This is a genomic window from Oceaniglobus roseus (genome assembly GCF_002869745.1).
In the GTDB taxonomy this organism is placed as follows: domain Bacteria; phylum Pseudomonadota; class Alphaproteobacteria; order Rhodobacterales; family Rhodobacteraceae; genus Oceaniglobus; species Oceaniglobus roseus.
Genome location: NZ_PNOS01000001.1, coordinates 355,319 through 377,580 on the forward strand (window position 1 = coordinate 355,319; position 22,262 = coordinate 377,580).

Here is a 22,262-nt window from a genome sequence, read left to right on the forward strand (position 1 = left end):
TCCTGCGGAGGCGCCTTGAGCTATCTCGCACCCGAAACGCTGGAACAGGCCTTGTCGGCGCTGGCCGATCCGGGGCCTATGCGGCTGGTGGCCGGGGGCACCGACGTCTTTCCCGCGCTCGGCGACCGGCCGCTCCGGGGCGGGCTGATCGACCTGACCCGCGTGGCCGAGATGAAGGGCATCGCCGCGCGGGATGGCGGCTGGCGCATCGGCGGCGCCGTCACCTGGCGCGAGATCCTGAAGACCGACCTGCCCCCCTGCTTCGACGGGCTGAAGGCGGCGGCGCGCGAGGTCGGCTCGGTCCAGATCCAGGCCGCCGGAACACTGGCGGGCAACCTCTGCAACGCCTCTCCCGCCGCCGACGGCATTCCGGCGCTGCTGGCGCTCGACGCCGAGGTCGAACTGGCGTCGCGCGACGGGACCCGCCGCCTGCCGCTGGCCGACTTCGTCACCGGCGTGCGGCAGACCGCGCTGCGCCCCGGCGAGATCCTGTCGGCGCTGCACATTCCCGTCCAGCCGGAGGGCGCGCGATCGTCCTTCCTGAAGCTCGGCAGCCGCCGCTACCTCGTCATTTCCATCGTCATGGTCTCGGCCGTTCTCTGGTGCCGCGACGGGCGCATCGCGGGCGCGCGGATCGCCGTCGGCGCCGCCTCGCCGGTGGCGCGGCGCCTGCCCGCGCTTGAAGCCGCGCTCACCGGCCTTGCGCCCGAGGCGCTGGGCGCCGTCACGACGCCCGATCACCTCGCGCCCCTCCAGCCCATCGGCGACGTGCGCGGCTCGGCCGACTACCGCCGCGCCGCGGTAGCCGAGCTCTGCGACCGCGCGCTGAGGAAGGCCCTCCATGGATAAGCGCACCTCCAGCCCGCTCACCGCCTTCCACCTCAACGGCCGCATCGTCGAGGCCGCGCCGCTGCCGGGCGAACGGCTGTCCCACACCCTGCGCGAACGGCTGGGGGCGCGCGAGGTCAAGGTCGGCTGCAACGCCGGGGATTGCGGCGCCTGCACCGTCCTGGTCGACGGCGTGCCGGTCTGCGCCTGCCTGATGCCCGCCCAACAGGCGGCGGGACGGGAGGTGGATACCCTCACCGGCCTGCTGGAGACGCCCGAGGGGCAGCGGCTGATGCGGTCCTTCCAGGACCACCAGGCGGCCCAGTGCGGCATCTGCACGCCGGGGATGGTGGTCTCGGCCGTCGCCCTCCTGCGCGAGACCCCCGCGCCGACCGAGGCGCAGGCGCAGGACGCGCTGGGCGGCGTCCTGTGCCGCTGCACCGGCTATCGCAAGATCGTCGCCGCGGTGGTGGGCGCCGCCGCGCCGCGGATGGGCGAGGGGAAAGTCGGCGACACGATCCGCCGCCTCGACGGCCCCGCCAAGGTCGAGGGGCGGGAACGCTTCGGCGACGACATCGCCGATCCCGACACGCTGGTAATCCGCGTGATCCGCTCGCCCCATCCCCATGCCGCCTTCAGCTTCGGCGACCTCGCCGCGCTGGAACGCCGCCCCGGCATCGCCGCCATCCTCACCGCGGCCGACGTCCCCGGCCTGAACGCCTTCGGGGTGATCCCGGCCTTTGTCGACCAGCCCGTCTTCGCCGAATCCGTCGCCCGCCACCGGGGCGAGGCCGTGGCCGCTGTCGTCGGCACGCCCGAGGCCATGGCCACCTTCGACCCCGCCGACTTCCCCGTGACATGGGAGCCGCGCGAAGCGGTGCTGTCGGTGGAGGAGGCACTGGCGAAAGGCGCGCCGCTGCTGCACGAGACCCGGAAGAGCAACGTGATGACCTCCGGCTTCGTCGCCCGTGGCGATGCCGCCGCCGCCCTGTCCCGCGCCGACGTCGTGGCCGAGGGGCGGTTCCGGAGCGGCTTCGTCGAGCATGCCTATATCGAACCCGAGGCCGGCTTCGCCCGCTTGGTGGGCGAGCGGCTGGAGGTCCACGCCTGCACCCAGGCGCCGGTGATGGACCAGGAGGGGCTGGCCCAGATCCTCGGCTGGCCGAAGGAGCGCATCCGCATCGTCCCGACGGCGGTCGGCGGCGGCTTCGGCTCCAAGCTCGACCTGTCGGTGCAGCCGTTCCTCGCGCTCGCGGCGCTGAAGACGGGCAGGCCGGTGCGCATCACCTATTCGCGGACCGAATCCATGCAGTCGACCACCAAGCGCCATCCCTCCGACCTGACCGTGAGGATCGGCGCGACGAAGGACGGCAGGCTTTGCGGCATGGACTTCCGCGGCGATTTCAACACCGGCGCCTATGCCAGCTGGGGCCCCACCGTGGCGAACCGCGTGCCGGTCCACGCCTCGGGCCCCTACCGCATCGCCGACTACCGGGCCGCGGCGCGGGGCATCCACACCCACAACCCTTCCTCAGGTGCGTTCCGCGGCTTCGGCGTGCCGCAGTCGGCCATCGCGCAGGAATCGCTGTTCGACGACCTGGCCGAGGCGCTGGGCATGGACCCCCTCGACTTCCGCGCCCTGAACGCGCTGCGCGACGGCGAGCCCACGGTCTGTGGACAGGTGTTCGAGCAGGGCGTCGGCATCGCCGCCTGCTTCGACGCGCTGCGCCCGGCGTGGGAGAAGGCCAGGGCCGACTGCGCCGCCTTCAACGCCGCCTCCGCGACGGTGAAGCGCGGCGCGGGGATCGCGGGGGGCTGGTACGGCTGCGGCAACACCTCGCTGCCGAACCCCTCGACCATCAAGGCGGGGATCACGCCCGACGCGCGGCTGGTGCTGCACCAGGGCGCGATGGACATCGGCCAGGGCGCCAACACCGTCATCGCCCAGATCTTCGCCGAGGCGCTGGGACTGCCGCTTGCCCAGGTCTCGCTGGTCGGCCCCGACACCGACGTGACCCCCGACGCGGGCAAGACCTCGGCCAGTCGCCAGACCTTCGTCACCGGCGCCGCCGCGAAGCTGGCGGGGGAGGCGTTGCGGCGCGAGATCCTGAAGCTCTGCAACGCACCCGAAACGGCGGCGATCGCGCTGGATGGCGACGGCCTCCACGTCACCCACGAGGTGCAGCGCCACGACATCGCGCTGGACCGGATGACGCCCGACGCCGAGGGCTATGTGCTGCGGGCCGAGGAGACCTATGACCCGCCCACGAAACCGCTCGACGCGAACGGCCAGGGCCATCCCTATGCCCAGTTCGGCTATGCGGCGCACCTGGCCGTGGTCGAGGTTGACCTGACGCTTGGCACCGTGAAGCCGCTCCGCTTCACCGCCGCCCACGATGTCGGCCGGGCGATCAACCCGCTGCTGGTCGAAGGGCAGGTGGAGGGCGGGATCGCGCAAGGTCTGGGCATGGCGCTGATGGAGGAATACCTGCCGGGCCGGACCGAGAACCTGCACGACTACCTGATCCCGACCATCGGCGACGTGCCCCCGATCGACACCCTGATCGTCGAGGTGCCCGACGCCCACGGCCCCTTCGGCGCCAAGGGCCTGGGGGAGCATGCGCTGATCCCGACCGCCCCGGCGCTCCTGAATGCGATCCGGAATGCCACCGGCGTTCGTATACGCGAGGTGCCCGCAACGCCGTCCCGCGTGAAGGCGGCGCTGGAGGCCGCGGGAGGGGCAACATGAGCGAGGACAAGATCCGCTGCGACGCCTGCCCGGTGATGTGCTACATCTCCGACGGCCGCTCGGGCGCCTGCGACCGCTACGCCAACCACGGCGGCGAACTGGTGCGCCTCGATCCCCTCACCGTGATCGAATCCGGCGCCCCGGCCGTGCCCTTCCTGTCCGACGTGCCGCCCGAGGAATGGGACGGCGACATCCTGAAGCCCGACCGCCCCTTCGTCACCGCCATCGGCGCCGGCACCACCTATCCCGACTACAAGCCCGCGCCCTTCATCGTCAGCCAGATGATCGACGGCGTCGACATGATCACCGTCGTCACCGAGGGCATCTTCTCGTACTGCGGCGTCAAGGTGAAGATCGACACCGACCGCCACATCGGCGAGGAACGGGCGGTGGTCCGCGTCGAGGGAGAGCCCATCGGCCACGTCACCACCGGCGAATACGGCTCGAAGATGCTGAGCCTCGGCGGGGTCGACCACCTGACCGGCGGCTCGAAGAAGGAGGGCCGCGTCACCTGCGACGCGCTGATGGCGCTCTGCAACCGCGAACCGGTCGAGATGACCATCGACGACGGCGTGACGCTGGTGGTGCAGGCGGGCCGCGCGCCGATCATCAACGGCGTGCCCGAGAAGCTGATGCGCGTCGGCTGCGGCTCGGCCACCATCGGCATGTTCGCCCGCCAGTGGGCGCCGCTGCTGGACGAGGTGATCGTCGTCGACGACCACATCACCGGGGTGCTGACGGAACACGAGGCGGGCAAGCAGCTGGGGATGAGGCCCGCGGGCATCCGCGTGACCGGCCGCCGCTCGACCCCAGGGCGCTATTTCCAGGTGGCGAACCCCGGCACCGGCTGGGGCGGCACGGATGTCGAGGATCCGCTGACGATCATCAAGTCGGTGGATCCCAAGGTGGCATGGCCCGGCCTGCGGCTTCTGATGATCTCCACCACCGGCGAACAGTGGGGATATTTCGAGCTCGCCGCCGACCTCACCCCCAGACCCGCCCCGATCCCCGACGCCGTGCGCGCGATTGCCGAGCGCATCGCCGACAACTGCGAACCCTCGCTCTGCTCGGTGCTGTTCATGGGCGGGGCCGGCGGATCGCTGCGCGCGGGCGTGACCGAGAACCCGGTGGGCCTGACCCGGTCGGTGAAGGAGACGTTGACGAAGGTCACGGTCGGCGGCGCCGCGGGCTATGTCTGGCCGGGCGGCGGCATCACGGTGATGGCCGACGTGATGGACATGCCGTCCAACGCCTTCGGATACGTCCCCACCCCGGCCCTCGTCGCCCCCATCGAGTTCACGCTCCGGCGCGAGGACTACAGGGCCATGGGCGGTCACATGGACCGCATCCGCCCGGTCGACGACGTCGTGACCGCCTCGGTGCGCCGGGTGCCCGGGAAGCGCGCGTCATGACCGTCTGCGCCGCGCGCCTGCCGGGAGACCGCCTGCACCTCCAGCACGGCCCCATCGACCTGATCCTCGGTGCGGACGGCGCGCGCGATGCCGCCTTCGCTGCCGCCACCGCCCGCTTCGACGGCCTGCTCGAGGAACTGATGGCCGAGAACGCCCTGCTGCGCGCCTGGGACGGCCCCCGCCCCGAAGGCCCCGTCGCGCGCCGCATGTGGCAGGCCGTGAACCGCTTCCCCGGTCAGGCGACGCCCATGGCCGCCGTGGCCGGCGCCGTCGCGGAGGAGGTGCTGGCCGCCATGACCGCCGCCGCGCCCCTGTTCCGCGCCTGGGTCAACAACGGCGGCGACATCGCGCTGCACCTCGCCCAGGGGCAGAGCTTTCGCATTGCCATGGCCGGGGGCCGCATCGCCGTGACCGCCGGGGATCCCGTGCGCGGCATCGCCACCAGCGGGCGCGGCGGCCGCTCCCTCTCCATGGGCATCGCCGACTCCGTCACCGTCCTGGCGTCCACGGCCGCCCTGGCCGACGCCGCCGCGACGCTGATCGCCAACGCCGTCGACCTGCCCGGCCACCCCGCCATCCGCCGCGCCCCGGCCGACACGGTGAAGGACGACAGCGACCTCGGCAGCCGCCCCGTCGTCACCGGCCTCGGGGCGCTTTCCGCTGCGGAAGTCAGGGAAGCGCTGGACCGCGGCGCCGCCCGTGCGCAGAAGATGCAGGCAGAGGGGCACATCGCCGCCGCCGCGCTGTTCCTGCGGGGACAGTCCCGCACCGTCGGCGCAAGGCACCATATCGAAGCGAAGGAATCCGCCCATGGCTGACGTCGTCATCCGCAAGATCGTCACCTCGGTCGAGGAGATCTTCCACGAGTTCGGCCCCGCCCCCGCGACGCCCCTGAAGCGCGGCGCGATCATGGCCGTCATCGCCAACCCCTTCGCGGGAAAATACGTCGAGGACATCCAGCCCTTCATGGAAGACCTGAAACCCCTCGGCCTCGACATGGCGCGCCGCCTGCTCGACGCCCTCGGCGGCGATCCGAAGACGGTCGAGGGCTACGGCAAGGGCTCCATCGTCGGCGCGGGGGGCGAGCTGGAGCACGGCGCGCTCTGGCACGCCCCGGGCGGCTATTCCATGCGCGAGGTGCTGGGCGGCGCCAAGGCCATCGTGCCCTCGGCGAAGAAGGTGGGCGGACCGGGCACGCGGCTCGACGTGCCGGTGACCCACATCGACGCGTCCTATGTCCGCAGCCACTTCGACAGCATCGAGGTCGGCATCAACGATGCGCCTCGGGCCGACGAACTGGCCTTCATCCTGGTGATGACCACCGGCCCCCGCATCCACCATCGCTCCGGCGGACTGGCCGCGGGCGACATCAAGGGCGAGGACGGGCTGCGCTGAGCCCCGACGACGAAAGGACCGACACCATGGCCGACACCGGCAAGGCTTCCATCCGCAAGATCGCCGTCTTCGTCGAGGAGACGCGGACCGAGATGGGCCGCCCCGTCGATCCGCCCACCCGCAAGGCCGTCGCCGTGGCGGTCATCGCCAACCCCTTCGCGGGCAGCTTTGCCGAGGATCTGACGCCGCTCATGGACATCGGCGCCGAACTCGGCGGCCTCCTCGGGCAGCGCTGCGTCGCCGCGCTCGGCATCGCACCGGCGCAGGCGCAGAGCTATGGCAAGGCGGCGATGGTGGGCGAGAACGGCGAGCTGGAGCACGCCGCGGCGATTTTGCACCCGAAGCTCGGCGCGCCCCTGCGCGCCGCGGTGGAAAAGGGCGCGGCGCTGGTCCCCTCGTCGAAGAAGATGGGCGGGCCGGGGCAGGTGCTGGACGTGCCCCTCGGCCACAAGGACGCGGCCTATGTCCGCAGCCACTTCGACGGGAGCGAGGTGCGCCTGAACGACGCCCCGCGCGCGAACGAGATCATGGTGGCCGTCGCCGTCACCGACAGCGGCCGACCGCTGCCGCGGGTCGGCGGCCTGACCCACGAGGCGGCCGAGGGCCGCGACGGATTGCGCTGAGCAGCGAAAGGACAGGGCTTGGAGAAGGACGACCCGACCGGCAAGGAATGCACCTATGTGCTGGACGACCAGGTGGGATACATCCTGCGCCAGGTCAGCCAGCGCCACGCGGTCATCTTCCAGGCCGCCTCGCCCGATGGCCTGACGCCCACGCAGTTCTCCACCCTCGTGCGGCTGCACCAGACCGGCCCCTGTTCGCAGAACGAGCTGGGCCGCGCGACTGCGATGGACGTGGCCACGATCAAGGGTGTCATCGACCGGCTGAAGGCGAAGGGCTTCGTCAAGCTGACCTCCTATCCCGGCGACCGGCGGCGCACGCTGATCTCGCTCACCCCGCAAAGCGAGGCCATGATCCCCGCCCTGCACGCCGCGGGCCACCGGATCACCGACGAGACGCTGGAGCCTCTGACCGAGGAAGAGCGCGTCAGCTTCCTCGCCCTGCTGCGCAAGCTGGTCTAGGCCGGACGCGGGGTCAGGCCCGTCTTCTGCGGATGTTGTGGAGCGCCATCCGGCTTTCGGGCAGGGCGGGCAGGCTTTGCATGTCGAGCGCCAGCGCCTGCTCGGGCACCTCGAAGGTCACGTCGCGGACGAGCCATTTCAGGGTCTCCTCCATCACCGCGATGGTGAACCACTCGCCGGGGCAGCGGTGTCCGGTCGCGTGATCGCCGCCGCCCTGGGGGATCAGCGTGAACGGATCGCCCGGCCAGTCGCGGAAGCGGTCCGGGCGGAACGTCCCGGGGCTGTCCCAGGTCGCGGGATCGTGGTTGGTTCCGTAGAGGTCCAGAAGCACCCGGCGGCCTTCCGGAATGGCCACCCCCGCGAACGTCGTGTCGCGCCGGGTGAGGGCGGCGGCGGCCGGGAAGAACGGGTAGTGGCGCCGGACCTCCTGCACGAAGGACCTTGCCGCCTCGTCGTCCTCCGCCAGCGCCGCGGCGTGCTGCGGGTGGTGGTGCAGCGCATGGGCGGCGAAGGTGACGAAGGCCGAGATGGCGACGGTGGGCCGCAGGATGTTCAGCAGCTCGACCGCGGCCACCTTCGGCGGCAGCAGGCCGCCCTCCGCATCCTGGGCGGCGGAGACGACGGCAAGCGCCGAGCCTTCGGCGGGGGCAAGCTCGCCCCGGCGGACGGCCTCGACCAGGCCGCGGATCCAGGCGTCGGCCTCGGTCCTGGCGCGGCGCGCCTTCAGGTGGCCCAGACCCGTGGGCGCGGCGTGCTCGAACAGGTCCGACAGCGTCTCGGCCCGCTCGGCGATCTCCTCGGGCGGGAGCGGCACGTCGGCCCAGGCGCAGACCGCCTTCGTCAGCAGGCGTTCCATCTCGTCCTGCACGACGCAGAGGCCCGGCGCGCGCCCCGCCAGATCGTCGAGTTCCCGCCGGACATGGGCGATCAGTCCCTCGACGCGGGAGGGGCCGACAAGATCGAGGAACATGCGCTTGCGCCGCCGGTGCGCCTCGCCGTCCAGCCCCTGCACGCCGCCTTCGCCGAACAGCCCCTTCTCAAGGAACCCCGGCGCCGCGCCGTCGCGTTGCAGGTCCGGCCCGTAGAAGAACCGCGCCGCCTCGGGGCCGGTGACGAAGGTGGTCCGGGTCAGCAGCAGCCGCGCCTCGAAGATCTCGGTGCCGAGATCCCGGGCCGTGCCGCCGATCCAGCCGTAGGGATCGCGGTACAGGCCGAGCGCTGCGTCGAGGGTATGGGGATCTGGGGCATGGGGGTCGGGGGCGGCAGAGGTCATGGGCGGCCATCCTTTCGTTGTCCCTGTCGAAACCGGCAGGCCGGCCGTTCCGTTCCGGTCCTCCCGTCGCCGCGGCAAGGCCTTGCCGCCGATCGGGGCGAACCGGATCGTGGCGAACCGAATCGGGGGTCGCGGTGTTGCACCATTTTAGGGAAGGAGGGTTTCCATGGCGTCCCGGGCAATCTGGAAGGGCCAGCTGCGGCTGTCGCTGGTGTCCATCCCCGTCGAGCTGCATTCCGCGACCAGTTCCGGCGCACGGGTGTCGTTCCGCCAGATCCACGGCCCCTCGGGCAAGCGGGTGCGCTATGAAAAGACGGTGCCCGGCGTCGGCCCGGTGAAGAACGAGGACATCCTCAAGGGCTACGAGTTGGGCGATGACGAGTACATGCTGCTCGAACCCGAGGAGTTGGACGCGATCCGGCTGGAGACGAAGAAGACGCTGGAGCTGGTGCAGTTCGTCGGCTCCTGCGAGATCCCGCCGCTCTATTACGACAAGCCCTATTACGTCGTGCCGACCGACGACCTTGCCGAGGACGCCTATCGCGTCGTCCGCGATGCCCTGCGCCAGTCCGAGAAGGTCGGGCTGGGCCAGTTGACCATGCGCGGCAAGGAATACCTCTGCGCCATCCGTCCCTGCGGGGACGGCCTCTTGCTCGAGACGCTGCACTATGCGGACGAGATCCGGAAGGCGGATCCGCTGTTCTCGGAGATCCAGGACGACAAGACGGACAAGGAACTGCTGTCGGTCGCGACCGAGCTGATCGACCGCAAGACGAAGGCCTTCAACGCGGAGAACTTCGAGGACCACTACGACAGCGCCCTGCGCGACCTGATCGAGCGCAAGCGCAAGAACAAGAAGACGCCGCGCACCAAGACCGGGGACGGCAAGTCCGGCGGCGGATCGGACGACAACGTGGTGGACCTGATGTCGGCGCTGAAGGAGAGCCTGAAGAAGGACGGCGGCCGGAAGAAGCCCGCCTCCCGCGGCGGCGGCAAGAAGTCGGCCTGATGGGACGCCTCGACCGCTATATCGCCAAGCGGGATTTCGGGCGGACGCCCGAGCCGGGCGACGAGGCGGCGGACAGCGCGCTGGCGCTGCGCTATTCGATGCAGAAGCACGACGCCACGCGCACCCATTTCGACCTGCGGCTGGAGTGGGACGGCGCGCTGCTCAGCTGGGCGGTGACGAAGGGTCCGTCGTTGCAGCCCTCGGACAAGCGGCTCGCCGTGCGGACCGAGGATCACCCGCTGTCCTACCTCGGCTTCGAAGGGATCATTCCCGAGGGCAACTACGGCGCCGGAACGGTCATGCTGTTCGACATCGGCCACTGGCAGCCGGTCGGTTCGGTGGCGAAGGGGCTGGAGAAGGGGCACCTGCATTTCGGGCTGCACGGGCGGCGGCTGACCGGCGGCTGGCACCTGATCCGGATGAAGGGCAACCGCAGCGGCGACAAGGGCCGCGACAACTGGCTGATGGTGAAGGAGGAGGACGAAGCGGCGGGCCGCCGCGACCCCGTCGCGCGCTACCGGCGGAGCGTCTCGACCAACCGCACCTTCCGCCAGATCGCCGCCGACAGCGGGCCCGTTCCGGTCGAGCGGTCGGGCAAGCGTCCGGCCTTCCGCAAGGTGCAGCTGGCGACGCTGGTGGACGACGCGCCCGAGGGCGAGGGCTGGTGGCACGAGGTGAAGTTCGACGGCTACCGCGCGCTGGTCGCGCTGGGCAAGGGCGGCCCGCGGATCTTCACCCGCAACGGCCACGACTGGACCGAGAAGTTCGACTCGCTCCTGCCCGCCTTCGAGGCCGTGGACTGCGACTCGGCCCTGATCGACGGAGAGATCGTGGCGGGCGCCGGGCTCGACGGGTTCTCGCGGCTCCAGGACGCGATCAAGGCGGGCGGGCCGTTCCGCTTCTATGCCTTCGACCTGCTGGAGCAGGACGGCCGGCCGCTGACGAAGGAGACCCTGACCGAGCGGCGGAAGCATCTGGAACGGCTGTTCCGCGACGCGCCGCCGCTGGGTCAGGCCGCGCTCTCGCCGATCATCGACGCGGATCCCGAAACGGCGCTGGCCGCGATCTGCAAGGCGGGGGGCGAAGGGATCCTGTCGAAGCGCGCCGACGGCACCTACAGCGGCCGCCGCAGCCGCGACTGGCTGAAGATCAAGTGCGAGCGGCGGGACGAGTTCGTCGTCATCGGCTGGCAGGAGAGCGACAAGCGCGGCCGCCCCTTCGCCTCGCTCGCGCTCGCGGCCCACGACGGGGGGCGGCTGGTCTATGTCGGCAAGGTCGGCACCGGCTTCGACGCCGACGGGATGGAGGACCTGGCCGCGGCGATGTCGGGCCTGGAACGCAGGACCGCCCCGGCCGAGGTCGACGCGGCCGAGGCGCGGGGCGTGACCTGGATCACCCCGAAACTGGTGGCCGAGGTGCGTTATGCCGAGAAGACCGCCGACGACCGCCTGCGCCACGCCGTCTTCATCGCCCTGCGCGAGGACAAGCCGGCCCGCACCGTGAAGCTGGAGGAGGATCGCATGCCGGAGGAACGCCTGGACGTCGCCGGGGTCGGCATCAGCCACCCCGGCCGCGTCGTCTTTCCCGACGCGGGGATCACCAAGGGCGAGGTTGCCCGGTATTACGAGACCATGGCCGACCGCATCCTCGAAACCGCGGCCGACCGGCCCCTGTCACTGGTGCGGCTGCCCGAGGGACTGGAGGGCGAGCGGTTCTTCCAGAAGCATGCGGGCAAGGGATTTCCCCCGGCCATCGGGACGGTGTCGATCCCCGAGAAGGACGGCGGCACGGCCGATTACATGTACGTCTCATCCGCCGCGGGGCTCGTCGGCGCCGTGCAGATGGGCACTCTGGAGTTCCACATCTGGGGCGCCCGGCGCGACGCGCTGGAAAAGCCGGACCGCATGGTCTTCGACCTCGACCCCGACGAAGGGCTCGGCTTTGCCGAGGTCGCCCGCGCGGCACAGGACCTGCGCGACATCCTCGAAACCCTCGACCTGCCGTCCTGGCCACTCGTCACCGGGGGCAAGGGGGTGCACGTGGTGGTGCCGCTGCGCCGGATGGCGGAGTGGGATACGGTCAAGCTGTTCTCGCGCATCCTGGCGACACACCTGGCCGACACCGAACCCGACCGCTTCACCGCGACGATGTCGAAGGCCCGCCGCACGGACCGCATCTTCATCGATTGGCTGCGGAACGAACGTGGCGCGACGGCGATCGCGCCCTTCTCGCTGCGCGCCCGGCCCGGGGCGAGCGTGGCGGTGCCCGTCGGCTGGGAGGAACTGCCGCGGCTGAAGGCGGCGAATGGCTTCGACATCGAGACGGCGCAGGAGCGCGGCTGGGACGACCTGACCCTGCCCCGGCCCGTCGCCCTGTCGCAGGCCCGGGTGACGGCGCTGGAGAAGCTGGTGGGCGGCTGATCCGGCAGGTCGTGGCGCGAAATCTCGGAACCCGGCCCGTCACGGCACGTTCCGACTGCGACGCCAAACGGTCGATGGAGTTCCGATATGCCCGAACATGATGCCGCCCGCCTCGATGATCTCGAAGAGGGCAAGCCCCACGGAGTCGAACTCGACGGCGTGAAGGTGGTGCTCGTGCGCGACGGCGACGCGGTACATGCGCTGGCGGGCACCTGCCCGCACCGGGGTGTGCCGCTGAAGAACGGGATCGTGCACGAGGGCAGCCTGGTCTGCCCGGCGCATCGCGCGCGCTTCGCCCTTGCCACCGGCGCGCTGGAGGCGCCCCCGGCCTGCGAGGCGCTTGCCCGCTACCCGGTTCGCGTCGTGGATGGCGCCGTGCTGGTCACGGTCGAGAGCGACACGCCACAGCATCCGCTGCCCGACTTCGCCGATCGCGGCGAGGACGCGCGCAGTTTCGTCATTGTCGGCAGCGGCGCCGCGGGATGGCGCGCGGCCGAGACGCTGCGCCGCGAAGGTTTCGGCGGGACGATCACCGTGGTCAGCGACGAGGATCGGGGCCCGCTGGACCGGGTCGAGCTGTCCAAGAGCTACCTGAAGGGCGAGGAGACGCCGGACACCCCGGTGACGCGCAAGGCGGAAGACCTGGACCGCGTCGGCGTCACCTGGAAGCGGGACCATGCCCGGGCCATCGACACCGAGGCCGCCGAACTGGTGCTGGCCAACTCGGGCGAGCGGGTCCGCTACGACCGGCTGCTGGTCGCCACGGGCAGCGATGCGCGGCATCTCGGGGTCTCGGGCGAGGGGCTGACTGGGATCCACAGCCTTCGCACCCTTGCCGATGCCGACGCGCTGCGCGCGGACCTCGATACCTGCCGGGCGCGGGGCACCTGCCGCATCGCTATCGTCGGCGGCGGGTTCATCGGGCTGGAGGCCGCCACGGTCCTCGGCAAGAGGGAGGGCGTGGACGTCACCGTGATCCTGAACGAGGACCTGCCGCTGGCGCGGGTGTTCGGCAATGCCGTGGCGCGTCGGCTGCTGTCCGAGCACGAGGAGGCGGGGGTCCGATTCGTGCGCTCCGCCAAGGTGACCGGGTTCACCGGGGACAGCCGGGTGGCCCATGTCTGCCTTGAAAGCGGCGAAAAGGTGGACGCCGACCTCGTGCTTGTGTCGGTGGGCGCGGCCCCGCGCACCAGCTGGCTGCCCTTCGCGCGGGACGACGACGGCGGCATCACGGTGGACGAGACGCTGGCCGTTCCGGGGTTCGGGAACGTGTTCCTGGCCGGCGACATCGCCCGCCTGCCGACCCCCTGGGGCAAGGTCAGGATCGAGCACTGGCGTTTCGCGCAGGAGACCGGCGAACTGGCCGCGCGCAACATGCTGGGGCAGGGGCGCAGCTATGACAGCACGCCGTTCTTCTGGACGATGCAGCAGGCCAAGGGATCCTATGCCTACACCGGCCATGCAACATCCTGGGACACGGTGGACGGAGCGCCGGACGGCAAGAGCTTCGCCCTGCGCTACGTCGAAGACGGGAAGGTCCACGCGCTGTTGTCGCTCGGCTTCCAGGACGACGTGACGCTGATGGAACGCCGCATGGCGGGGCGCGGTCCGGTCGAGGCCTGACGGCCAGGCCGCCACGAGTGCCGTGTGCTGGCGCCATCGCTCGCGAAGCCGGTTGCGGGTTCCGGAGATGCGCGTCCGGGCAGGCTGGCGCAGGACATCCACCATGTTCACAGGTACCCGGCCTGCCGGAAACTGAGTTCGGTCGATTTGCCGACGATCAGGTGGTCGTGCAGGACGATCCCGAGGGTGCCGCAGGCGTCGGCGATCTGCGCGGTCATGGCGATGTCGCTGTCCGAGGGCGTGGGATCGCCCGAGGGATGGTTGTGCACCAGGATCAGCGCCGAGGCGTTGAGCGCCAGTGCCCGTTTCACCACCTCGCGCGGATAGACGGGAACATGGTCGACGGTGCCCTTCGCCTGCTCCTCGTCCGCGATCAGCACGTTCTTGCGGTCGAGGAACAGGATCCGGAACTGCTCCGTCTCGCGGTGGGCCATGGTGGTGTGGCAGTAGTCGAGCAGGGCGTCCCAGCTCGACACCACGGGGCGCTGCATGACCTTCGCACGGGCGATGCGATGGGCCGCGGCCTCGGCGATCTTCAGCTCGACCATCACCGCCTCGCCCACGCCCTGCACCGCCATCAGCTGTTCGGGGCTGGCGGACAGCACCCGGCCCAGATCGCCGAAGGCATCCATCAGGCGACGCGCCAGGGGCTTGACGTCCTGTCGGGGAATGGCGCGGAACAGCAGCAGCTCCAGCAGTTCGTAATCCGGCATCGCCGCCGCCCCACCCTCCATGAACCGGGCACGGAGGCGTTTGCGGTGGTCCTGGATGTAGGACGGCAGCCTGTCGCCGCGGGCGAGCGGCGCTACCGCTTCGGCTTCGTCGAAGAGGGGGAGGGGGCGTTCGTGGAAGGCGTCGGCGTGCTGCATGATGATGAGCATGGCGCGCCGCTGGTAAACGGCGGGTTAAGGAGGAGGGGTGGAGTGCCTCCGGCGGGAGTATCCGGGACGAGGAAGAAGAGGGTGGGGGAGGGCGGTTCGCCGCCGCTGCCGGAACCGCATCGAGGGAGAGGGGGGCCAAGGGGGGGTGAGGGAGGTCCCCGGCCGTCGACGGCGGGGGCGGCCTGCCCGACGGGCGCCGGGGAAATGAAAAAACCGCCGCCCGGGGAGGGGCGGCGGTTCGTGCGATCTGTCGGGCCGGGCGGGCCGTCAGCCCTTCATGCCGTCCCAGAAGGTCTTCACCTTCTTGAAGAAGCCCGAGGATTCCGGGTTGTTGTCCTCGGAGAGCCGGTCGAACTCGCGCAGGAGCTCCTTCTGGCGGGCCGTCAGGTTCACCGGCGTCTCGACGGCGAGCTCGATGTACATGTCGCCGTAGTTGCCGCCGCGGAGTGCGGGCATCCCCTTGCCGCGCAGGCGCATCTGCTTGCCCGACTGGCTGCCCGGCGGGATCTTCACCCGGGACCGGCCGCCGTCGATGTTCGGCACCTCGATGTCGCCACCAAGGGCCGCGGCCACGATCGACACCGGCACGTGGCAGAACAGGTGCTGGTTCTCGCGCTGGAACAGCGGGTGGTCGGCCACCTCGATGAAGATGTAGAGATCGCCCGAGGGCCCGCCCCTGAGCCCGGCCTCGCCTTCGCCGGAAAGACGGATGCGGGTGCCGGTCTCCACCCCCGCGGGGATGTTCACGGAGAGCGAGCGGTCCTTCTCGACCCGGCCCTGGCCATGGCAGACGGGGCAGGGGTTCTTGATGATCTGGCCCGCGCCCGAGCAGGTGGGGCAGGTGCGTTCGACGGTGAAGAAGCCCTGTTGCGCCCGGACCTTGCCCATGCCCGAACAGGTCGGGCAGGTCGAGGGTTCGGAGCCGCCCTCGGCCCCGGTGCCGTGGCAGGTGGAACAGGCGAGCGCCGTCGGGACGTTGATCGTCTTCTGCAGCCCGTTGTACGCCTCTTCGAGGCTGACGCGCAGGTTGTATCGCAGATCCGATCCGCGGGTGGCCCGCTGGCCCCCGCGTCCGCGCCCGCCGCCCATCATGTCGCCGAACAGGTCGTCGAACACGTCGGAGAAGGCCGAGGCGAAGTCGCCTTGGCCGCCGAAGCCGCCGCCCGGCCGTCCGCCGGGGCGCGGGCCGCCGCCCATGCCGCCTTCGAAGGCCGCGTGGCCGTAGCGGTCGTAGGCCGCCTTCTTGTCGGCGTCCTTCAGCACCTCGTAGGCCTCGTTCGCCTCCTTGAACTGGGCTTCGGCGTTCGGATTGTCTGCGTTGCGGTCGGGGTGCAGTTCCTTCGCCTTCTGGCGATACCCCTTCTTGATCTCGTCGGCCGTGGCGGTCTTGGAAACGCCAAGGATGTCGTAGTAATCGCGCTTTGCCATCAGGTTTCGGTCCTTTCGGAACGCAGAAACCGGCCCGAATGATTCAGGCCGGCTTCCGCGGGTTCACAAGAGGCGCTTACGAGGCGCGCTTGTCGTTGCCCAGGTCTTCGAAGTCGGCATCCACGATGTCGTCATCGTCGCCGCCGCGTCCGCCGGCGCTGCCGTCGTCATCGTCGGAATTGCCGGCCTTCGCCTGCTCGGCCTTGTAGATGGCCTCGCCCAGCTTCATCGAAGCCTCGGTCACGTTCTGGATGCCGGACTTGATCTTGCCCGCGTCGTCGCTTTCGAGCTGCTCGTTCAGGTTGGCGATGGCCAGCTCGATCGCTTCGACCGTGGAGGGGTCGACCTTGTCCTTGTGCTCCTCGATGGCCTTTTCGGTCGAGTGGATCAGCGATTCGGCCTGGTTCCGTGCTTCCACCAGCTCGCGCCGCTTCTTGTCGCCCTCGGCGTTCGCCTCGGCGTCCTTGACCATCTTCTCGATGTCCTCGTCCGACAGGCCCCCCGACGCCTGGATCGTGATCTTCTGCTCCTTGTTGGTGCCCTTGTCCTTGGCGCCGACCGACACGATGCCGTTGGCGTCGATGTCGAAGGTCACCTCGATCTGGGGCATGCCGCGGGGGGCAGGCGGGATCTCTTCCAGGTTGAACTGGCCGAGCATCTTGTTGTCGGCCGCCATCTCGCGCTCGCCCTGGAACACCCGGATCGTCACGGCGTTCTGGTTGTCCTCGGCGGTCGAGAAGATCTGGCTCTTCTTCGTCGGGATCGTCGTGTTGCGGTCGATCAGCCGGGTGAACACACCGCCCAGCGTCTCGATCCCGAGCGACAGCGGCGTCACGTCGAGCAGGACCACGTCCTTGACGTCACCCTGCAGAACGCCAGCCTGGATGGCGGCGCCAAGCGCGACGACCTCGTCCGGGTTGACGCCCTTGTGGGGCTCCTTGCCGAAGAACTTGGTCACTTCCTCGATCACCTTGGGCATGCGGGTCATGCCGCCGACGAGGACGACCTCGTCGATGTCGGAGGTCGAGAGACCGGCATCCTTCAGCGCCGCCTTGCAGGGCGCGATCGAGTTCTTGATTAGGTCGCCGACGAGGCTTTCCAGCTTGGCGCGGGTCAGCTTCATAACGAGGTGCAGCGGCTGGCCGCCCTTCGGGTCCATCGAGATGAACGGCTGGTTGATCTCGGTCTGGGAGGATGAGGAGAGCTCGATCTTCGCCTTCTCGGCCGCTTCCTTCAGGCGCTGGAGCGCCATCTTGTCCTTCGTCAGGTCGACGCCGTTGTCCTTCTTGAACTGCTCGGCGAGGTAGTTGACGATCCGCATGTCGAAGTCCTCGCCGCCGAGGAACGTGTCCCCGTTGGTCGATTTCACCTCGAACAGGCCGTCGTCGATCTCCAGGATGGTCACGTCGAAGGTACCGCCGCCAAGGTCGTAGACCGCGATCGTCTTCGTTTCCTTCTTGTCGAGACCATAGGCCAGCGCGGCCGCCGTCGGCTCGTTGATGATGCGCAGCACCTCGAGACCCGCGATCTTGCCGGCGTCCTTGGTCGCCTGGCGCTGGGCGTCGTTGAAGTAGGCGGGGACGGTGATGACCGCCTGCGTCACTTCCTCGCCGAGGTAGGACTCGGCGGTTTCCTTCATCTTGCCGAGGATGAAGGCCGAGATCTGGCTGGGGCTGTACTTCTCGCCCTTGGCCTCGACCCAGGCGTCGCCGTTGCCGCCGTCGACGATGGTGTAGGGCAGGTTCTTCTTGTCCTTCGCCACTTCCGGGTCGTCGGTGCGACGGCCGATCAGGCGCTTGACGGCGAAGATGGTGTTTTCCGAGTTCGTCACGGCCTGCCGCTTGGCGGACTGGCCGACGAGGCGTTCGTCGTCGGTGAAGGCGACGATCGAGGGCGTGGTGCGCGCCCCTTCCGCGTTCTCGATCACGCGGGGCTGGCTGCCGTCCATGATGGCAACGCAGCTGTTCGTGGTTCCAAGGTCGATTCCGATGACTTTGGCCATGCTCAGGTCCTCTCTCAGGCGATGTTCATGCGGGGAGACCCGCGGTGCGGCATATCCCCGGCGATCCCAATGGTTTGCGCCGGGTTCAAGGCCCCCGGCCGGGCGTCTCGGGCGTATATAAGGAGGGGTTCAGACCCCTGCAAGCCGAGGGGATGGAGGAATCTGGCGCAAAATGCGAGTCCTCGCGGGGCGATATCCGGGGACGTACCATGACCGACACACCCACCCTGACCCTGCGCGGGGTCGACCTCTACCGCGGCTGGCTGGCGCCGGAGGCGCAGGCCGCGATGCTGGACGACCTGCGCGCCGTGATCCGCGCGGCGCCGCTGTTCCACCCGGAGACGCGGTGGGGCAAGCGGATGTCGGTCAGGATGACCTCGGCCGGGCGGCTCGGCTGGGTGTCGGACCGGCGCGGCTACCGCTACGAGCCGCGGCATCCCTCGGGCGTGGCCTGGCCGCCGATTCCCGGGTCGGTGCTGGCGATCTGGCGGGCGCTCGGCCCCGCGGGGCGCGATCCGGACTGCTGCCTCGTCAACTTCTACGGCGAGGGCGCGCGGATGGGGCTGCACCAGGACCGCGACGAGGCGTCGTTCGACTGGCCGGTGATCTCGGTCTCGCTCGGCGACGAGGGGCTGTTCCGGATCGGCGGGGTCGGGAAGGGGGGCAGCACCGAAAGCGTCTGGCTGACCTCCGGCGACGTGGTGGTGATGGGCGGCGCGGCGCGGCTGGTGCATCACGGGGTGGACCGGATCCGCTTCGGCTCGTCCCGGCTGCTGCCCCAGGGCGGGCGGGTCAACCTCACGCTGCGCGTGGTGACCTGAGACGCATCGGCGCGCGGGGATCGGGGCGCGGAGCCGGTTTCCTCGAGGAAACCGGTGCATTTTCCTCAAGGAAAATGCGCCCCCCGCGGAAGGGTCCGTGCTTCCGGATGTCGGTTCGGTCAGAACCGGGGTTGCCGAGGGGGAGCCGGTTCTCTCGAGAAAACCGGACCATTTTCCTCGAGGAAAATGGTTCCCCCCGGAGCGCGCGCGGTGCCCGGTTCGGCCGCGGCGCGTCGGGTGCCTCAGGGCGCGGCCAGCGAGCAGCAGCCGGAATAGAGCGTCATCCCGCTGCCGTCGGTGACCAGGAAATCGCCTTCCAGCCCGTAGACCCGGTCGGACATGCCGTCGCTGCAGAGGCCGCGGGACACCACGCCCTCCATCCCCGCGCCGGGCCGGGCATAGGACAGCGCCCAGCGGTCCGTCCGGTTGCGCGAGCGCAGGCGGTCGCCGATGCGAAACTCGTGAGTGGTCTCGCCGATCAGTTCGAAGCTCACCGACCCCTCCCGCACCCTGACGGTCCAGAACGGCTCCGTCCCGCCGCAGTCGAGGGGGGCCGGCAGGTCGTCGAAGGTCTGGTCCGGCAGACGCCGCAGGAAGCTCAGGTTGGCCCACCCGCTTCCCTCGTCGCGGCTCACGAGGCCCCAGGTGCCGGCGGGGTTGATGTCCACCACCTCGACGTTGCGCGCATCCGGGGGCAGCGTTCCCACCAGCGCGGCTGTCGCATCCGGCGCGTCGCGCAGGTTCAGCACGTCGTCCGCCGCCACGCCGGTGACGTTGTAGAGGGCGGGCAGCTCCTGCGCCGCCGCGAGGCCGCCCCAGAGAGCCAGGGCGAGGACCGGCGCGAGCCGCCTCAATGCCGCGCGTTCCAGCTGAGCGAGGCGTGCTTGCGGGTATAGAACTCGCCCATCAGGCCGATCATCAGCAGCGCGATCGAGACGTAGATCGGGTAGGCGACCGAGCTGTTGTGGGGGAAGTAGTTGGCGAAGGTGAAGCCCCGCGCCTGGTCGATGCAGTGGAACAGGGGGTTCCAGTCGAAGAACACCAGCATGTTCGCGTGCAGCTTGTTGGCGACGAACATCTTGCCCGAGGCGATCATGTTCGCCCGGGTGTAGACCATGGCGAGGATGCTCACGAATTGCGGTGCCCAGGGCTTCATCGCCAGCAGGATCATCCCGACGCCGATGCCCGAGAACCAGGCCAGCAGCACCATGCCGAGGGCGCCGTGCCATTCGTGGATCGTGATCGGCCCCCAGATGACGTGGTAGAAGTAGAGCACCGTGCTCATCGACAGCAGCTGGACATAGAGCGTGCTGAGCGCGGCGGAGGAGATCGAGACCGCGGTGGTCATCGGCGCGTGCTTCATCATCGCCGAGGCCGGACCTTCGGAGCCGAGGATCGCCGTCACCGTCCGTGTGTGCACCATGTAGAGGAAGATCCCCGACATGATGTAGAGCAGGAAATCCCCCCGGATGGCCGAGCCGCGCATGCCGAGGACCGAGAACAGCAGGAAGAACGCCAGCACGAAGATGACGGTCTGCAGGATGTTGATCAGGATCGCCATCAGCGCGTTGGCGTGCTGCTTCCTGACGCTGCGCACCGTGTTGTGATAGATCAGTTCGGCGATTCCGACGGCGGTGGTCAGTCTGGTCTGCGGCTGCGCGCGTTCGAACATGTGGTTTCCAAGCTGGTCGAATCGTCGTCCCGGAATTCTACGGGAAAATCTTGCCGTTTTCTTGACCCGCGACCATAAGGAGGAAACCCCTTCAAGACAACTGTCCCGGCCGGGGCGGCACCCAGCACAGGATGATGCGGATGAATTACGAAACATTGACCCGCGTCATGCGCAGATTGGCGCTGGAGGCGGGCGCGAAGATCATGGAGATCTACGACTCCGCCGATTTCGAGGTGAAGTCGAAGTCCGACAACAGCCCCGTCACCGAGGCCGACGAGGCGGCGGACGCCCTGATCTCGGCCGGGCTGCGCGAGGCCTTCCCCGACGTGGCTCTGGTGACGGAGGAGCAGGCGGACTCCCACGGCGAGACGGCCACCACCTTCCTGATCGTCGATCCGCTGGACGGCACCAAGGAGTTCGTGCAGCGGCGCGGCGACTTCACGGTGAACATCGCCTATGTCGTCGACGGCGTGCCGATCCGCGGCGTCGTCTATGCGCCCGCCAAGAAGCGGCTGTTCTACACCGACGCCATGGGCAGGACGGTTGAGGAGACGGGCGATCTGGACCCGGAAACGGCGGGCGAAACGAAGACGATCTCGGTCTCGGAGCCCGACAACGACGCGCTGATGGTGGTGGCCAGCAAGTCGCACCGCGACCAGGCCACCGACGACTACATCGGCAAGTACGCGGTGAAGGACATGACCAGCGCGGGCTCGTCGCTGAAGTTCTGCCTCGTCGCGACGGGCGAGGCCGATCTCTATCCCCGGCTCGGCCGGACGATGGAATGGGACACGGCGGCCGGTCAGGCCGTGCTGCACGGCGCGGGCGGCCACGTGGTGCGCTTCGACGACCACACGCCGCTGGTCTATGGCAAGGCGGGCTTCGCCAACCCGTTCTTCATCGCCTATGCCCCGGGCGTGACGCTGCACTCCGCCTGAGCGCGGTGGAGCCCCTGCGGGTCAGCGTCGTCGTCGTCAGCCGCGGCCGACCCGACGCGCTGTCGCGCTGCCTGACGGGGCTCGCGCAGCTCGACCATCCCGCCTTCGAGGTGATCGTGGTGGCCGACGAGGCCGGGCGACGGGCGGCCGCGGCGCACCCGCTGGCCGCGCAGGTCAAGCTTCTGGCCTGCGGCCGGCCCAACATCTCGGCCGCGCGCAACATCGGCATCGGCGCGGCGGCGGGCGACCTGGTCGCCTTCATTGACGACGACGCGGTGCCCGAGCCTTCGTGGCTGCTCCACCTTGCCGCGCCCTTCGCCGATCCGGACGTGGCCGCGGCGGGGGGCTTCGTGATCGGGCGGAACGGCATCTCGTTCCAGTGGCGCGGCCGGCAGGTGGAGGATACCGGCGCCGCCTTACCCCTGCCGTTCGCAGGCGACGCGCCGGTGGTGCCCGCGCCGCCCCCGGGCGGTGCGATCAAGACCGAGGGCACGAACATGGCCTTGCGCCGCGAGGTGCTGCTGGCGCTCGGCGGCTTCGACGAGGCCTTCGCCTTCTACCTCGACGAGACCGACCTGAACCTGCGCCTTGCCAGGGCCGGGCATCGCACCGCCCTTGTGCCCCTGGCGCAGGTCCACCACGGCTTCGCCCCTTCCGAGCGGCGCCGCGCCGACCGCGCGCCGCTGAGCCTCTTCGACATCGGCGCCTCCTCCGCCGCCTTCTGGGCCC

At 69.9% G+C, this 22,262-nt stretch carries 19 protein-coding genes; 13 read left to right on the forward strand and 6 right to left on the reverse strand.

The features are described 5' to 3' along the window. Nucleotides 1-15 precede the first annotated feature (15 nt). From A7B20_RS01750 to A7B20_RS01780, 7 genes are read left to right on the forward strand one after another with little or no spacing between them, the layout of a single operon-like run. Nucleotides 16-849 carry an FAD binding domain-containing protein gene (locus A7B20_RS01750; RefSeq protein WP_102106813.1) on the forward strand — a complete coding sequence of 278 codons (834 nt, stop codon included), beginning with the start codon at nucleotides 16-18 and terminating at the stop codon, nucleotides 847-849. Beyond that, nucleotides 842-3,577: a molybdopterin-dependent oxidoreductase gene (locus A7B20_RS01755; protein WP_102106814.1), complete on the forward strand. Its 2,736-nt coding sequence runs from the start codon at nucleotides 842-844 to the stop codon at nucleotides 3,575-3,577. Before A7B20_RS01750 ends, A7B20_RS01755 begins: the two co-directional genes overlap by 8 nt. Next, nucleotides 3,574-4,989: a 6-hydroxynicotinate reductase gene (locus A7B20_RS01760; protein ID WP_102106815.1), complete on the forward strand. Its 1,416-nt coding sequence runs from the start codon at nucleotides 3,574-3,576 to the stop codon at nucleotides 4,987-4,989. The genes A7B20_RS01755 and A7B20_RS01760 overlap by 4 nt, the downstream gene beginning before the upstream one ends. Then, on the forward strand, nucleotides 4,986-5,807 hold the full coding sequence (locus A7B20_RS01765) for a hypothetical protein (RefSeq protein WP_102106816.1): 822 nt from the start codon (nucleotides 4,986-4,988) through the stop codon (nucleotides 5,805-5,807). The genes A7B20_RS01760 and A7B20_RS01765 overlap by 4 nt, the downstream gene beginning before the upstream one ends. After that, complete coding sequence (locus tag A7B20_RS01770) at nucleotides 5,800-6,384, forward strand: amino acid synthesis family protein (protein WP_102106817.1); 585 nt, start codon at nucleotides 5,800-5,802, stop codon at nucleotides 6,382-6,384. Before A7B20_RS01765 ends, A7B20_RS01770 begins: the two co-directional genes overlap by 8 nt. Before the next feature lie 26 nt (nucleotides 6,385-6,410). Then, nucleotides 6,411-7,007: an amino acid synthesis family protein gene (locus tag A7B20_RS01775; RefSeq protein WP_102106818.1), complete on the forward strand. Its 597-nt coding sequence runs from the start codon at nucleotides 6,411-6,413 to the stop codon at nucleotides 7,005-7,007. Between the two features lie 18 nt (nucleotides 7,008-7,025). Beyond that, nucleotides 7,026-7,466, forward strand: a complete 441-nt coding sequence (locus A7B20_RS01780; RefSeq protein WP_102106819.1) for a MarR family winged helix-turn-helix transcriptional regulator — start codon at nucleotides 7,026-7,028, stop codon at nucleotides 7,464-7,466. Between the two features lie 13 nt (nucleotides 7,467-7,479). Here the strand turns inward: A7B20_RS01780 and A7B20_RS01785 are convergent, their stop codons facing one another. Further along, nucleotides 7,480-8,739 (reverse strand): cytochrome P450, encoded by a 1,260-nt coding sequence (locus A7B20_RS01785; RefSeq protein ID WP_102106820.1) that lies wholly within the window; start codon nucleotides 8,737-8,739, stop codon nucleotides 7,480-7,482. A 166-nt stretch (nucleotides 8,740-8,905) separates the two neighbouring features. Between A7B20_RS01785 and ku the strand changes: the two genes are divergently transcribed. From ku to A7B20_RS01800, 3 genes are all read left to right on the forward strand, one after another. Further along, entirely contained in the window at nucleotides 8,906-9,748 is an 843-nt protein-coding gene (gene ku, locus A7B20_RS01790) for a non-homologous end joining protein Ku (protein ID WP_102106821.1), read from the forward strand. Further along, the gene (gene ligD / locus A7B20_RS01795; protein ID WP_102106822.1) at nucleotides 9,748-12,168 is read left to right on the forward strand and encodes a DNA ligase D; all 2,421 of its coding nucleotides are present in this window, start codon (nucleotides 9,748-9,750) and stop codon (nucleotides 12,166-12,168) included. Before ku ends, ligD begins: the two co-directional genes overlap by 1 nt. Before the next feature lie 87 nt (nucleotides 12,169-12,255). Then, a complete protein-coding gene (locus A7B20_RS01800; protein WP_102106823.1) occupies nucleotides 12,256-13,791 on the forward strand; it encodes an FAD-dependent oxidoreductase in 1,536 nt (511 codons plus the stop codon). Between the two features lie 107 nt (nucleotides 13,792-13,898). Here the strand turns inward: A7B20_RS01800 and radC are convergent, their stop codons facing one another. From radC to dnaK, 3 genes are all read right to left on the reverse strand, one after another. Beyond that, nucleotides 13,899-14,660 carry a RadC family protein gene (gene radC / locus A7B20_RS01805; protein ID WP_102106853.1) on the reverse strand — a complete coding sequence of 254 codons (762 nt, stop codon included), beginning with the start codon at nucleotides 14,658-14,660 and terminating at the stop codon, nucleotides 13,899-13,901. A 279-nt stretch (nucleotides 14,661-14,939) separates the two neighbouring features. Continuing rightward, nucleotides 14,940-16,100 (reverse strand): molecular chaperone DnaJ, encoded by a 1,161-nt coding sequence (gene dnaJ / locus A7B20_RS01810; RefSeq protein WP_102106824.1) that lies wholly within the window; start codon nucleotides 16,098-16,100, stop codon nucleotides 14,940-14,942. Between the two features lie 76 nt (nucleotides 16,101-16,176). Next, nucleotides 16,177-18,102, reverse strand: a complete 1,926-nt coding sequence (gene dnaK, locus A7B20_RS01815; protein ID WP_102106825.1) for a molecular chaperone DnaK — start codon at nucleotides 18,100-18,102, stop codon at nucleotides 16,177-16,179. Nucleotides 18,103-18,311: 209 nt separating this feature from the next. Here dnaK and A7B20_RS01820 point away from each other — a divergent pair, with 209 nt between their 5' ends. Further along, the gene (locus A7B20_RS01820) at nucleotides 18,312-18,923 is read left to right on the forward strand and encodes an alpha-ketoglutarate-dependent dioxygenase AlkB family protein (RefSeq protein WP_102106826.1); all 612 of its coding nucleotides are present in this window, start codon (nucleotides 18,312-18,314) and stop codon (nucleotides 18,921-18,923) included. 242 nt (nucleotides 18,924-19,165) lie between these two features. On the opposite strand, the gene A7B20_RS01825 is transcribed toward A7B20_RS01820, so the two are convergent. Both A7B20_RS01825 and A7B20_RS01830 read right to left on the reverse strand, forming a co-directional pair. Next, a complete protein-coding gene (locus tag A7B20_RS01825; RefSeq protein ID WP_102106827.1) occupies nucleotides 19,166-19,777 on the reverse strand; it encodes a peptide-binding protein in 612 nt (203 codons plus the stop codon). Beyond that, nucleotides 19,774-20,595 carry an ABC transporter permease gene (locus A7B20_RS01830; protein ID WP_102106828.1) on the reverse strand — a complete coding sequence of 274 codons (822 nt, stop codon included), beginning with the start codon at nucleotides 20,593-20,595 and terminating at the stop codon, nucleotides 19,774-19,776. The genes A7B20_RS01825 and A7B20_RS01830 overlap by 4 nt, the downstream gene beginning before the upstream one ends. Nucleotides 20,596-20,735: 140 nt before the next feature. Between A7B20_RS01830 and cysQ the strand changes: the two genes are divergently transcribed. Both cysQ and A7B20_RS01840 read left to right on the forward strand, forming a co-directional pair. After that, on the forward strand, nucleotides 20,736-21,533 hold the full coding sequence (cysQ, locus tag A7B20_RS01835) for a 3'(2'),5'-bisphosphate nucleotidase CysQ (protein ID WP_102106829.1): 798 nt from the start codon (nucleotides 20,736-20,738) through the stop codon (nucleotides 21,531-21,533). Nucleotides 21,534-21,538: 5 nt separating this feature from the next. Beyond that, on the forward strand, nucleotides 21,539-22,262 hold a 724-nt coding region (locus A7B20_RS01840; protein ID WP_157937576.1), incomplete at its 3' end, for a glycosyltransferase family 2 protein.